This is a genomic window from Amycolatopsis sp. (genome assembly GCF_036008905.1).
Lineage (GTDB): Bacteria > Actinomycetota > Actinomycetes > Mycobacteriales > Pseudonocardiaceae > Amycolatopsis.
Genome location: NZ_DASYMU010000042.1, coordinates 1 through 12,773, shown reverse-complemented (window position 1 = coordinate 12,773; position 12,773 = coordinate 1). Strand labels below are relative to the sequence as shown.

Below are 12,773 nucleotides of genomic sequence, written 5' to 3'. Positions count from 1 at the left end.
TGACTGGAGCGTTGGAAAAGATGGCGCAGCGGGACGAGGCAGACCGGTTGATCCCCACCCCCACACCGACGGGGAAATCGGGAAAACCCAAGATCACCGAAGAGATGCGCGCCAACGCCAGGGCGAACCCGAACAGCTGGCTCTACGTCATCGACGAGGCTTTCGACCCCAACGGCCCGGTGCCGTCGTGGGCCGTTGTCGGCGCGTACCCGGTGAACGCGGCGGGCAAGATCGTCGAGGACTTCCACTCCAACGACCGCTATCGCCCGTCCCCCAAGGCGATCGGCTTCCCGGAGCCGGCAACCGATCTCGAGCGGCTGCTCCAACTGGTCTACACCAAGCACCGGCCCGCCGAGGACCTGCCGAGCGTCGTCCTGCGCTCGACGCTGTTCGTCTACGCGATGTCGCCCGTGCAGCGCACGGTCATCGGTTTCCACAACGCCGACGGCCGCGTGCTGGTGCCGGCGTACACGGCGAAGTCGCTGGTGCCCAAGGAATGGCCGCACGCCCGCGCGGTGCTGGGCCGGGACATGGTCTCCCTGCTGGCCGGGCATCCGGTCGCGATCAACCCGCACGACGTCGTCACCGCCGTCATCCCGGCCGAGCACCTCGCGAGGGCCGCGGCGGAAGAACAGCGCTAAAGAACCTTCAGTTCCCTTCACACCTTCGAGTGACACCCGAGTCGCCGAATTCGCTCTGCCGAGGCATCGTGACGCTCGGGGAATCAGCGAAGTGGTTGGGAGTCAAGGGTGAGCCGTCGGAATTCGTTGGTTCGGCAGGCAGGAAAACGGCTCGGCGGGATCGTCGCCATGGGGGTGCTCTTCACCGCGGGGCTCCCGGCAACGGCGATTGCCTCGGCCCGGTACGACGGCGCGGAAGACCACTACGCCGGCTCGCAGATCGCAGCCGTCGAAGGAGTGCACGGAACGCCTAGACCGGGCGCGGTCTACGGCGTCGACGAGCAGGTCCTCGGCCATGACGTCAGCGGGCACCAGGGTCCGGTGGACTGGCCTGGCGCGGTCGGCCGGGGCGCGAAGTTCGTCTACATCAAGGCGACCGAGGGCACCGGGTTCCAGAATCCGCAGTTCGCGCAGCAGTACAACGGCTCGTACAACGTCGGGATGATCCGCGGCTCGTACCACTTCGCCAGACCCGACGTCTCGGGCGGCGCGGCGCAAGCCGAGTACTTCGTGAAGCGCGGTGGCGGCTGGTCCAGCGACGGCCGCACACTGCCGGGAGCGCTAGACGCGGAGTACAACCCGTACGGCGAGACCTGCTACAACCTCGACCAGCGCGCCATGACGAACTGGATCAAGGACTTCTCCAACACCTACAAGGCGCTGACGGGCCGTCCGCCGACGATCTACACCAGCACGAGCTGGTGGAAACGGTGCACCGGAAACAGCGCGGAATTCGGCGAGAACCCGCTTTGGCTCGCCCGCTACAACACACAGGTGGGTGAGCTTCCGGCGAGCTGGTCGTTCCAGACGATCTGGCAGTTCGCCGACGCCGGCACCCTTCCAGGCGATCAGAACTGGTTCAACGGGCCCAACGACCGGTTGACCGCCCTGACCCGCTCGTGAACATCAAACGGTGACTTTGTAACAACAAGTGATCATGCTTTAGTTGTGAATCACCCACGTGCACCGTTTGATTCACGGAAGTTAGTGACAAAGCGCACCTCCATCGATAACAATCGACGGCCAGCGGCTACCTGCAAGAGCCGCTTTCCGCGAGGGTATCTGTGAAGGGAATCCGTGATGTCCGCTGCTCGAAGAGGCTGGCGGCGCGCGTTTTGCGCCGTTGCCACCGCCTCGGCCGGTGTGCTTCTGCTCGGCACGCTCGCTCCGGCGACCGCCGCTCCAAGCTTTCTGTACGGCGAGCCCCTGCATGGGAAAGAAAGGGCCTATGACCAGGCGATCGCCGACGATATCGCCGCCAACAACCACACGATGGGCTCACAGATAGCCCGCGTCGAAGGCGACAAGTCCACCCCCGAAACCATCGCCGCGGCCCAGCAGCCGCAGAACGTCGCCGGCCCCGACGGCATCGGCATCCAGGCGACGGTCGCGGGCATCGACGTCGCGAGTTACCAGGGCAACGTCAACTGGGCGTCCTACTACAGCCAGGGCAAGCGGTTCGTCTGGGCGAAGACGACCGAAGGCACCGGTTACACCAACCCGTACTTCGCCCAGCAGTACAACGGTTCCTACAACGCCGGCTTCATCCGCGGCGCGTACCACTTCGCCCTCCCGAACAACTCCGGCGGCGTGGCGCAGGCCAACTACTTCGTGGACCACGGGGGCGGCTGGTCGCGGGACGGCAAGACGCTGCCGGGCGCCCTCGACATGGAGTACAACCCGTACGGCGCGACCTGCTACGGCCTGAGCCAGGCGTCGATGGCCGCGTGGGTCCGGGCGTTCCACGACCAGTACCACGCCCGCACCGGGCGCTGGCCCGTGATCTATACGTCGACGAGCTGGTGGAACCAGTGTGTCGGCAGCGCACAGACCTTCGGCAGCACGGTTCCGCTGTGGGTCGCCAGGTACGCCTCTTCGGTCGGCGCGCTGCCGACCGGCTGGGGCTTCCACACGGTGTGGCAGTACACCTCCAGCCCGTTGGACCAGGACACGTTCAACGGTGCGTACGACCGGCTGCAGGCGCTCGCCAACGGCTGATCGGACTCTGCGCGACGGAGTAGTGAACACGGAGCCCGCCCGACAGTGTCGTCGGACGGGCTCCGTTTTCGTGTTTTGGCGCTGACAGAGCAGAATGCCCCTGACCAGCACTGCTCCGACGCGGAACCAGTGGCACCGCCACCGCGTCACAGCAGGGCACGCGGTCGCGCGACTCAGGGACACACGGAAGGCACCGTCGATGACATACCCACCCCAGCCCGGGCAGCCCTACGGCCAGCAACCCGACCCGTACGGCCAAGGTGGGCAACCCCCGTCCGGCGACTTCCCCCAGCAGGGCCAGCCGTACCCGGGTCAGCAGCCGTATCCCCAGCAGGGCGGCGGTTACTACGACCAGAACGGCGCCTGGCAGCAACAGCCGCAGCAGCCGTACGGCGGCTACGACCAGACCGCCGCCTACGGCCAGCAGAACCCCTACGGCCAGCCGTATGGCCAGGGATTCGGCGGACCTCCGGCGCCCCCGAAGAAAAGCAAGACCGGTCTGCTGATCGGTATCGCCATCGCGGCTGTCGTGCTGATCGCGGTCGGTGTCACCGGGTTCGTAGCGCCTGGGTTCTTCCTGAGCAAGAACGGGGCGGCCACCGCCACTCCCGAGAAGACCGCGCAGCAGATCGTCGACGCCCTCAACGCGAAGGACACCGCCACCCTCAACTCGCTGAAGTGCGCCGACGCCGAGTCGGATGTCAGCCAGATGATCAACGACGTGGGCACGGTGTCGAACGCCAAACTCGACAAGCTCGACAAGGTTTCCGACTCCGAATACAAGGCCACGGTGTCGCTGGCCGTCAGTGGACGGCCGGCCACCGTGAGCGGCACGCTCGCCAGCGCCGGGGACAAGTGGTGCCTCAAGCTGATCGGCTCGGCTCGCACGCCGACCTCGACGAAGAAGTCCACGACTCCCCGGTCTCCGGCGGCGCCCCGCAGCAGCACGCCGGGTACGCCGAGCACCGGTGAAGCCGCCGATGGCATCAAGAGCTTCGTCGACAAGGTCAACGCCAAGGACAAGGCCGGCGCGACGGCAATGGTCTGCCAGGGCTCCGAGGCCAACTCCGTGCCCTACATCGACAAGGCCGTCGCGAGCGACTCGCCCGCCATCACCGCCACGCCGTCGGGCGGCGGCAGCTTCGTCAGTGCCGACATCGGGGGCACCTACAACGGCAAGGAAGCCGGCGGCATCGTGCTGGGCCGGATCACCGGCGGCGCCTTCTGCATCTCCGGGTTCGTCGTGTACTGACCCCGCGTTGCGCCAACTGTCGTAATACGAAGGGGACGTTCGGGACATCTGATGTTCTGGGCGTCCCCTTCGTGTCACCCTGGTCAGGGTCCGCTCCCCCAGGTCATGGAAGGCAGCAGGCGATGACGTACCCACCGCAACCAGGACAGCCGTATCCGGGTCAGCAGCCCGATCCCTACGGCCAGGGCGGCAATCCGCCGTCCGGTGGTTTCCCGCAGCAGCCCTACCAAGGCCAGCAGTACCCGCCGCAGCAGTACCCGCCGATGTATCCGCAGCAGCCGCAATACCCTCAGCAACCGCAGTACTCCGGACAGCAGCAATACCCGCCACCACAGCAGCAGTATCCGGACTTCGCGCCATCGCAGGAACCGAAGAAGAAGCGCAGAACCGTGCTGTGGGCCGGAATCCTGGTGGTGATCGTGCTGTTGATCGCCTTCGCCGTCACCGCTTTCCTCGCCCCCGGTTTCCTGCTCAGCGGCGAGACGCAGAAGTCGGAAACCGTGGCGCAGCAACTGGTCGACGCCTTGGGCAAGAAAGACACCGCGACGCTGAACTCGCTGAAATGCACGATCACCGGGCCGGACGTCGGCCGGGCGATCGACGAGATCGACAAGGTCAAGGCCGCGACCCTCAACGGCCCGCCGATCAAGGTGAACGACACGGAAGACTCCGCGGTGATCAACGTGACATCGGCCGGTAAGCCCGCGCCCTACACCGTCACCTTCGCCAACCAGGACGGAAAGTGGTGCTGGAAGGACATCGCGAAGGGCACCACGCCCTAGCGTCTGGCACCGGCATCTCGTGGCCGCATGATCAACGCGGCCACGGCATACGAACACGGTGTGGCGCCCACGTTGGCGAACCCGTGCTCGACGTCGGCCGCGAGGTACAGCGAGTCGCCCGCTTCCAGCACATACCGCTGCTCTCCCACGGTCATGGCCAGAACTCCGGTGGAGACAACGACGAACTCGTGCGAGCCCGGCGCGTAGGCGGAGTAAGTGCCCGGCTCGCAGCCCACGGGCAACGTGACGCTGACCCATTCGAAGTTCACGCCCGGCACGACCGGGGTGAGGATGGTGCGCCGCCAGCCGCCCGGCTCGTCGGCGACGTCCTGCTCGGCGGCTCGTCGGACCACGACCCGCTGGTCGTCGGACTCGGCGACCAGGGTGGCGAGTTGGACGCCGAGGCCGTGGGCGACGCGATCGAGCACCACGACCGTCGGCGCCTTCGCCCCGCGTTCGACCGAGGAAAGCATGCTCACGCTGACACCCGAAGCGTCGGCCAGCTCCTGCAACGTCATCGCGCGCTCGGCGCGAAGACCCTGAACACGCTGGCCCAGTTTGACCAGGTCCATGTACACTATAGTAGTGGATGATTTCACTATAGAGAAATCGGTACGGGCGGCGGGGCTCGAGGATTTGGCCGCCACACACGAGATCTACGCGCATTACGTCGCCAGCAGCGTGGCCACTTTCGAGCTGGTCGCGCCGGACGCGGACGAGTGGGCGCGGCGTTTCGACGCCATCGCCGAGGCCGGTTTGCCGTTCGTGGTCGCCGAGCTCGATGGCCGGATCGCCGGGTACGCCTACTGCTCGCCGTGGAAAACCCGGCCCGCGTACCGGCAGACCGCCGAGGATTCGATCTACGTGGCGCCCTGGGCCGCGGGCCACGGACTTGGTGGTGCGCTGCTCGACGAGTTGCTGCTGCGGAGTTCCGCGGCGGGCGTGCGTGAGGTACTCGCCGTCATCGCCGACTCGGGTGACCCAGCATCCCTTGTGCTACACCAGAAACGCGGCTTCACCGAGGCCGGACGGCTGCGAGCCGTCGGGTTCAAACACGACCGGTGGTTGGACACCGTGCTACTGCAGCGGAGTCTTGTCGCATGAAGCTCCTGAAGTCACCACTGGCGATCACCTTCGCGGTGTCGCTGCTGTTGCTCATCGGCGTCGGCAGCTGGTTGCTGACCGACCCGGCGACCAGCCGCAGCGAGGCGTTGAAAACCGGCGGCCTGGCGGGCGGTGCCGTCGTAGCGCTCTACGCGTTGTGGCTCAACGACCGGCGCCGGCGCGTCGAGGAACGCCGTCAGGAGATCGAGCGGCAGCGGCACGAACTGGAGATGCGGCGGACCGAACAGGATCGCGAGCGTATCTCCGACGAACGCTTCGCGAAGGCCATCGAGCTGATGGGGAACGACGCCGACCAGGTACGGGTCGGCGCGATGCACGCACTGGCGGGTGTGGCGCGGAGCCGGACGGACTACACGCAGACCGTGCTCGACGTGCTGTGCTCGTACCTGCACCGGCCGTTCACACATCCACAGCAAGGCGACGAAGACGCACCGCGCACAGCGGGCAACGCCGAGCTGGAGCGTGAGCTGCAGGTCCGCCTGACCGCCCAGCGGCTGATCGTCGGACTGCTGCCGAAGGCGGGAGACGCCGAAGCGCCGAGCTACGACCTCGATCTGACCGGCGCGGTGCTGGAGTACTTCGACCTGCGCGGGCACAAGGTCGGTGATCTGCTGCTGCGCTACGCGAAGCTGTGCAACAGCACCAACCTCAGCGACTGCGAGATCACCGGGCGGGCGTACTTCACCGCCGCCGCCACGGAAACCGGACGACTCAGTGGCCGGTTCTATTGCCAGCGCACGAAATTCCACGAGCAGGCGTGGTTCAGCGGGACCGAATTCCAGGCGGACGCTGACTTCGAGGGCACGACCTTCGACGGTGAAGCGAACTTCAAAGGCGCGGTGTTCCACGGCGACTTCTCCATGAAGGACGCCGAGTTCGGCGATTCACTCAATCTGCGCCAAACCCAGTTCGACGGCCACACTGACCTGGCGTTCGCGTCACCGCCGAAAAGCGTCGACCTCTACAACACGCTCGTCGACGCCGACCGCACCCACGAACTCCCCCACGGCTGGCAGATCGAGACCCTGCGAGACGGCCGCTCCCGCCTGACGCTGCCCACCTGAGGCACTTTCTCGCAAAAGTGCCCTCACGAGGCACTTTTGCGAGAAAGTGCGACTAGTCGAACAGCGCCGGAAGGGTGGCTTCCCACGGCTCGCGGAGCTCGTCCAGGGTGAACGTGGTGATGTCCTGGAGCTCCAGCGTGCCGGAGTCCGGGTCGACCACGCCGGTGCGACGCCACGGCAGGCCGCGGGCGGTGCACATCTCGGTGAACCGGAGTTCCTCGCTGCGCGGCACGGCGACGAGCACGCGGCCGGCGGACTCGGAGAACAGCTGCACGAACGGGTCCTGGTCGGCGTCGAAGAAGATCCGGGCGCCGCACTGTCCAATAAGGACGGTCTCGACCAGTGTCTGGGCGAGGCCACCGTCGGACAGGTCGTGCGCGGCGGAGATCATGCCGTCGCGGGAACCGGCGACGAGGACGTCGGCGAGCAGCTTTTCGCGCGCCAGGTCGACCTTCGGCGGCAGGCCGCCGACGTGCTGGTGCTCGATCTGCGCCCACGCCGAGCCGTCGAGCTCGTCGCGGGTGTCACCGAGCAGCAGCAGGGTCTCGCCCGCCTCGGCGCCGACACCGGTCGGGATACGGCGCTTGACGTCGTCGATCACGCCGAGCACGGCGATGACCGGCGTCGGCAGGATCGCCTTGTCCCCGGTCTGGTTGAAGAAGCTCACGTTGCCGCCGGTCACCGGGATGCCCAGCTCGGCGCAGCCGTCGGCGAGGCCGTGCACCGCGCGCTCGAACTGCCACATGACGCCCGGGTCGGTCGGGGCGCCGAAGTTCATGCAGTTGCTGACCGCGGCCGGGGTCGCGCCGCTGGTGGCGACGTTGCGGTACGCCTCGGCGAGCGCGGCCTGGGCGCCCACGTACGGGTCCAGGTAGACGAACTTGCTGTTGCAGTCGGTGGAAACGGCGACACCGCGGCCGGTCGACTCGTCGATCCGGATGACCCCGGAGTTCGACGGCTGCGAGAGCACGGTGTTCCCGCGGACGTACCTGTCGTACTGCTGGGTGACCCATTCCTTCGACGCCTGGTTGGGCGAGGAGATCAGCTTCAGCACCGCCGCGCGCAGCTCGTCGGGGGTGGACGGGCGCTTGAGCGACGCCGTGGTGTCGGCCTGCAGTGCGTCCTGTGTGGACGGACGCACGACCGGCCGGTCGTACACCGGGCCCTGGTGGGCCACGGTCCGCGGCGGGACGTCGACGACGGTCTCGCCATGCCAGGTGACGACCAGGTTCGGCTCGTCGGTGACCTCGCCGATCTCGGTGGCGATGACGTCCCATTTGGCGCAGACGGCCATGAAGGCCTCGACGTTGGCCGGGGAGACGACCGCGCACATACGTTCCTGCGACTCGCTGGAGAGCACCTCGGCCGGGCTCATTCCCTGTGCCCGCAACGGAACCTTGTCGAGCTGGACGCGCATGCCGCCCTCACCGGACGCGGCGAGCTCCGACGTCGCGCAGGCCAGCCCGGCACCGCCGAGGTCCTGGATGCCGACGACGAGGTCCTGCTTGAACAGGTCGAGGCAGCACTCGATGAGCACCTTCTCGGTGAACGGGTCGCCGACCTGCACGCTCGGCAGCTTGCGGCGGCCGCCGGACTCGTCACCGGAGAAGGTGTCGCTGGCGAGCACGGAAACGCCGCCGATGCCGTCGAGGCCGGTACGCGCGCCGAACAGGATGATCTTGTTGCCGGTGCCGGTGGCGAACGCGAGGTGTAGGTCCTCGACCCGCATCGCGCCGATGCACAGGGCGTTGACCAGCGGGTTGCCCGAGTAGCTCTCGTCGAAGACCAGCTCGCCGCCGACGTTCGGCAGGCCGAGGCAGTTGCCGTAGCCGGCGACACCGGCGACCACGCCGGGCAGCACGCGGCGGGTGTCCGGGGCGTCGGCCGGGCCGAAGCGCAGCGCGTCGGCCACCGCTATCGGGCGGGCGCCCATCGCCATGATGTCGCGGACGATGCCACCGACACCGGTCGCCGCGCCCTGATACGGCTCCACATAGGACGGGTGGTTGTGGCTCTCCACCTTGAAGGTGACGGCCCAGCCGTCGCCGACGTCGATGACGCCGGCGTTCTCGCCGATGCCGGCCAGCATCTTGGCCTTCATCTCGTCGGTGGTCGTCTCACCGAAGTACGCGAGGTGCTTCTTCGACGACTTGTAGGAGCAGTGCTCGCTCCACATGATCGAGTACATCGCGAGCTCGGCGTCGGTCGGCCGACGTCCGAGGATCTCGCGGATCCGCGCGTACTCGTCTTCGGCGAGGCCGAGTTCGACGTACGGCTGCGTGAGGTCCGGGGTGTCCCCGGCACGCGCGGTGGTGTCGACGGTCAAGGTGTCCACGTCAGGGTTCGCCACGACAAGAGCGTAGCTGGAGGTCAGAGCGCCTCCGGCTCCGGCATGTCGACTCACGCCCGGCGGAAAATCGTTCGCGGTGGCGAAGTCCCCCGCATACCTTCAGTAACTGTGCCCCTGACCCCGTACCCCTTGCCAGAGCTGCGCCTGCCGACCCGCCTCACGCCGGGCAGGTACCTGCTGGCGCTCCTGCGCGCCCGGGCGGGCCTGGTCGTCACAGCGGCGGTTTTCGGCACGGTGTGGGCGCTGCCGAGCGCGGTGCTGCCGCTCGTCGTCGGTCAGGGCATCGAAGCCATCGCCGCCGGTGACCAGCCGGACATCTGGTTCTGGGCGCTCGCCGCGGCCGGGCTCGGGATCCTGCAGGCGATCGCCGGCGGTGTCCTGCACTTCAGCTCGTTCGGGATGTGGCTGCACGGCGCAGGCTCGACCCAGCGCCTGGTGTCCAAGCACGCCGCGAAGCTCGGGGCGACGCTGCGCGAGGGCACGACAACCGGCAACGTGGTCACCGTCACCTCCTCCGACATCAACTACTTGGGCAATGTGCTGGAGGTCATCGGGCGTGCGGTCGGTTCGGCCGTGATGTTCGTCGCGATCGGGATCGCGCTGCTCTCGACGTCGCCGCTGCTCGGCGTGGTCGCGCTGGTCGGCGTGCCGCTCGCGGTGCTCGGCATCGGCCCGCTGCTGTCGCCGCTGCAAAAGCGGAAGACCAAGCAGCGTGAGGAGCTCAGCGGGGTCACCGCACTGGGCGCGGACATCGTGTCCGGCCTGCGGATCCTTCGCGGGGTCGGCGGCGAACGGCAGTTCCTCGGCCGGTTCCGGGTCGCCAGTCAGCGGGTGCGCCGGGCCGGTGTCGAGGTCGGGCGCAGCGAAGGCTGGCTGGCCGCGGCGGAGATCGCGCTGCCGGGGCTGGTCACGGTGGCCATCACCTGGCTGGGCGCGCGGCTGGCTCTCGACGGGACCATCAGCGTCGGCCAGCTCGTCGCGTTCTACGGTGTGTCCGCGTTCCTCGTGGTGCCGGTGACCACGGCGACCGAAGCGGTGGGCTCCTTCAGCTCCGGCCTGGTCTCGGCCCGCAAGGTCTGCGGAATCCTTGGCCTGAAGCCGAAAATGATCGACACCGCCGACCCTGTCGCGCTGCCGGAGGGCCCGTTGAGCCTGCACGACTCCGAGACCGGCGTCACGGTGCCCGCCGGCAAGCTGATCGTGATCGACGCGGGTGCGGACGCCGAATCGCTGGCCGACAGGCTGGCCCGCTTCACCGATCCGTCGGACGGCGAGGACGTCCGCGTCGGTGACGTTCCGGTGCGCGAGGTGGCTCTGGCCGAGCTGCGGCGGCGCGTGGTCTACGCGCACAACCAGGACCTCTGGTTCTCCGGCATCCTCGGCGAGCAGGTCAGCCCGGCCGTACCCAGCGAGGTCGGCGTCGCGGCGGCGTTGTTCGCCGCGGACGCCGACGACATCATCGAAGGCTTGCCGAACGGTGTCGACGAGCTGATCGGCGAGCGCGGCCGGGAAGTGTCCGGTGGGCAGCGGCAGCGACTGAGCCTGGCCCGCGCGCTGGCCATCGACGCGGATGTACTGGTGCTCGACGAGCCGACTTCGGCCGTCGACGCGCATACCGAAGCCCGCATCACCGAGCGGGTCGCGAAGCTGCGGCAGGGAAAGACCACCGTGGTGTTCAGCCAAAGTCCACTATGGACAGTGGTTGCCGACGAAGTACTCAGTTCGAAGGTATGGGCATGAAAAGGCTGCCGTTGGCGTCCGGGCGTGAGGTCTGGGCGTGGGTGAAGCTCACCGCGCGAAACAACCGGCGCGAGTTCTCCGTAATGATCGGGCTGTTCGGCTTGGCCACCGTGGTCGGGCTGGCCGGGCCACAGATCATCGGCATGCTGGTGGACTCCGTTGTCGCCGGCATGTCGGCCGGCCGGATCGATCTGCTGGCGGGCGCGTTCGTCGTAATCCTGCTCGTCCAATCCGCACTGAAGCGGCTGGCGCAGTTCCGCTCCCGGGTGCTCGGCGAACGCGTGCTGGCGGACACCCGCGAGGAGCTCGTAGGCAACGCGTTGACGTTGCCGCTGGGCACCGTCGAAGCGGCCGGTACCGGGGACCTGCTCAGTCGGGCCACCTCCGACATCGGCCGCATCGACCACTCGGTGCGCTTCGCGGCGCCGACGATCCTCGTCGCGGTGATCACCGTGCTGCTGACGGTCGCGGCCATCGTCGTGACCTCACCGCTGCTCGCGCTCGGGCTGCTGGTTTCCGTGCCGTCGCTGGTGCTCGCCAACGTCTGGTACCAGCGGCGCATCCCGGCGTCGATGGCGTGGATGCTGGACCGCTGGGGCGACGTGCAGTCGAACATGCACGAGACCGTCGAAGGCGCGCGGACCGCGGAAGCGCTCGGGTTGACCGAACGACGGATCACCTCCGGGCGCGAGGCACTGCGGCTGGCCCTGCTCAGCGAGCAGCGGCTGCGGAGGATCCAGATGAACTGGCTGCCGTGGATGGAGATCAGCAACGTCATGCCGATCGCGGCGATGCTCGTGCTCGGCGGCGTGGCCTACAGCCAAGGCCTGGTCGGGCTCGGCACGATCGCGACCGTACTGCTCTACACGCAGGCGATGACATCACCGCTGAGCGAGATCCAGTTCTGGTTCGAGGACCTCCAGGTGTCGATCGCCGCGCTGCGGCGGGTGCTCGGCGTCAAGGCTGTCGACGCGTCCGGCGACGGCAGCACGCCGCGCGGCCGGGACATCGCCGTCACCGACGTGCACTTCGAGTACTCGACGGGCCGCGAGGTGCTGCACGGCATCGAGCTACGGATCCCGCGCGGGCAGCGGCTCGCGATCGTCGGGCCGTCCGGGGCCGGCAAGTCGACGCTCGGCAGACTGCTGGCCGGGGTCGCCGCGCCGACGTCGGGCTCGGTGCGGATCGGCGGCACGGACGTCTCCGGGCTTTCGGAAGACGTGCTACGCGGCGAGGTTCTGCTGCTCACGCAGGAGCACCACGTCTTCGCCGGGACGCTGCGGGAGAACCTGACACTCCCGGTGCGCCCTGCCGGCGGCGACTGGGCGGACGACGAGCTGCTGGCGGCGTTGACCTCGGTCGGCGCGCTGGCCTGGGCGGAAGGGCTGGCGGACGGGCTCGACACGAAGCTCGCCGCGGGCGCGCAAGCCGTTCCCGCGGCGATCGCGCAGCAGCTCGCGCTGGCTCGGGTCGTCCTGGCCGACCCGCACACGCTGGTGCTCGATGAGGCGACGTCGTTGCTCGACACCGGTTCGGCGCGGGAGCTGGAACGGTCGTTGAACCGGGTGCTGGAAGGGCGCACGGTGATCGCCATCGCGCACCGGCTGCACACCGCGGCCGCCGCGGACCGCGTCGCCGTGCTGGAAGACGGGCGCATCACCGAACTGGGCAGCCACGCGGACCTGCTGGACGCCGACGGCCCCTACGCCCGTCTCGTCCACGCCGCTTCGGTGGAGGCCTAGGAAGTACCCGAAAGCGGCGTTGGGGGCATCCAGTGCCCCC

At 68.1% G+C, this 12,773-nt stretch carries 11 protein-coding genes; 9 read left to right on the top strand and 2 right to left on the bottom strand.

The genetic code is table 11. The annotated features are described in order from the left end of the window. Nucleotides 1-20: 20 nt before the first annotated feature. From VGP60_RS08205 to VGP60_RS08185, 5 genes are all read left to right on the top strand, one after another. Nucleotides 21-641: a type VII secretion system-associated protein gene (locus VGP60_RS08205; RefSeq protein ID WP_327547339.1), complete on the top strand. Its 621-nt coding sequence runs from the start codon at nucleotides 21-23 to the stop codon at nucleotides 639-641. Nucleotides 642-809: 168 nt separating this feature from the next. Then, nucleotides 810-1,583, top strand: coding sequence for a lysozyme (locus VGP60_RS08200; RefSeq protein ID WP_327547338.1), 774 nt, complete (start codon nucleotides 810-812; stop codon nucleotides 1,581-1,583). A gap of 177 nt (nucleotides 1,584-1,760) precedes the next feature. Continuing rightward, nucleotides 1,761-2,678: a lysozyme gene (locus VGP60_RS08195; RefSeq protein ID WP_327547284.1), complete on the top strand. Its 918-nt coding sequence runs from the start codon at nucleotides 1,761-1,763 to the stop codon at nucleotides 2,676-2,678. Nucleotides 2,679-2,877: 199 nt separating this feature from the next. Continuing rightward, on the top strand, nucleotides 2,878-3,930 hold the full coding sequence (locus VGP60_RS08190) for a hypothetical protein (RefSeq protein WP_327547283.1): 1,053 nt from the start codon (nucleotides 2,878-2,880) through the stop codon (nucleotides 3,928-3,930). 122 nt (nucleotides 3,931-4,052) lie between these two features. After that, complete coding sequence (locus tag VGP60_RS08185) at nucleotides 4,053-4,712, top strand: hypothetical protein (RefSeq protein WP_327547282.1); 660 nt, start codon at nucleotides 4,053-4,055, stop codon at nucleotides 4,710-4,712. On the opposite strand, the gene VGP60_RS08180 is transcribed toward VGP60_RS08185, so the two are convergent. After that, nucleotides 4,709-5,284: an XRE family transcriptional regulator gene (locus VGP60_RS08180; protein WP_327547281.1), complete on the bottom strand. Its 576-nt coding sequence runs from the start codon at nucleotides 5,282-5,284 to the stop codon at nucleotides 4,709-4,711. The two genes, VGP60_RS08185 and VGP60_RS08180, sit on opposite strands and share 4 nt — an antisense overlap. Nucleotides 5,285-5,297: 13 nt before the next feature. On the opposite strand from VGP60_RS08180, the gene VGP60_RS08175 reads away from it, so the two are divergent. Both VGP60_RS08175 and VGP60_RS08170 read left to right on the top strand, forming a co-directional pair. Next, nucleotides 5,298-5,816 carry an N-acetyltransferase family protein gene (locus VGP60_RS08175; RefSeq protein WP_327547280.1) on the top strand — a complete coding sequence of 173 codons (519 nt, stop codon included), beginning with the start codon at nucleotides 5,298-5,300 and terminating at the stop codon, nucleotides 5,814-5,816. Beyond that, nucleotides 5,813-6,901, top strand: coding sequence for a pentapeptide repeat-containing protein (locus VGP60_RS08170; RefSeq protein WP_327547279.1), 1,089 nt, complete (start codon nucleotides 5,813-5,815; stop codon nucleotides 6,899-6,901). Before VGP60_RS08175 ends, VGP60_RS08170 begins: the two co-directional genes overlap by 4 nt. Nucleotides 6,902-6,953: 52 nt before the next feature. Here the strand turns inward: VGP60_RS08170 and purL are convergent, their stop codons facing one another. Beyond that, nucleotides 6,954-9,251: a phosphoribosylformylglycinamidine synthase subunit PurL gene (gene purL, locus VGP60_RS08165; protein ID WP_327547278.1), complete on the bottom strand. Its 2,298-nt coding sequence runs from the start codon at nucleotides 9,249-9,251 to the stop codon at nucleotides 6,954-6,956. 108 nt (nucleotides 9,252-9,359) lie between these two features. Here purL and VGP60_RS08160 point away from each other — a divergent pair, with 108 nt between their 5' ends. Together VGP60_RS08160 and VGP60_RS08155 are read left to right on the top strand one after the other, a co-directional pair. After that, nucleotides 9,360-10,991: an ABC transporter ATP-binding protein gene (locus VGP60_RS08160; RefSeq protein WP_327547277.1), complete on the top strand. Its 1,632-nt coding sequence runs from the start codon at nucleotides 9,360-9,362 to the stop codon at nucleotides 10,989-10,991. Further along, entirely contained in the window at nucleotides 10,988-12,733 is a 1,746-nt protein-coding gene (locus VGP60_RS08155; RefSeq protein ID WP_327547276.1) for an ABC transporter ATP-binding protein, read from the top strand. Before VGP60_RS08160 ends, VGP60_RS08155 begins: the two co-directional genes overlap by 4 nt. The last annotated feature ends 40 nt before the right edge of the window (nucleotides 12,734-12,773 follow it).

Bases quoted from the DNA above. Each gene is read 5' to 3' on its own strand.
- VGP60_RS08205 (WP_327547339.1), top strand. From the start codon at position 21: ATGGCGCAGCGGGACGAGGCAGACCGGTTGATCCCCACCCCCACACCG.
- VGP60_RS08200 (WP_327547338.1), top strand. From the start codon at position 810: ATGGGGGTGCTCTTCACCGCGGGGCTCCCGGCAACGGCGATTGCCTCG.
- VGP60_RS08195 (WP_327547284.1), top strand. From the start codon at position 1,761: ATGTCCGCTGCTCGAAGAGGCTGGCGGCGCGCGTTTTGCGCCGTTGCC.
- VGP60_RS08190 (WP_327547283.1), top strand. From the start codon at position 2,878: ATGACATACCCACCCCAGCCCGGGCAGCCCTACGGCCAGCAACCCGAC.
- VGP60_RS08185 (WP_327547282.1), top strand. From the start codon at position 4,053: ATGACGTACCCACCGCAACCAGGACAGCCGTATCCGGGTCAGCAGCCC.
- VGP60_RS08180 (WP_327547281.1), bottom strand. From the start codon at position 5,284: ATGGACCTGGTCAAACTGGGCCAGCGTGTTCAGGGTCTTCGCGCCGAG.
- VGP60_RS08170 (WP_327547279.1), top strand. From the start codon at position 5,813: ATGAAGCTCCTGAAGTCACCACTGGCGATCACCTTCGCGGTGTCGCTG.
- VGP60_RS08155 (WP_327547276.1), top strand. From the start codon at position 10,988: ATGAAAAGGCTGCCGTTGGCGTCCGGGCGTGAGGTCTGGGCGTGGGTG.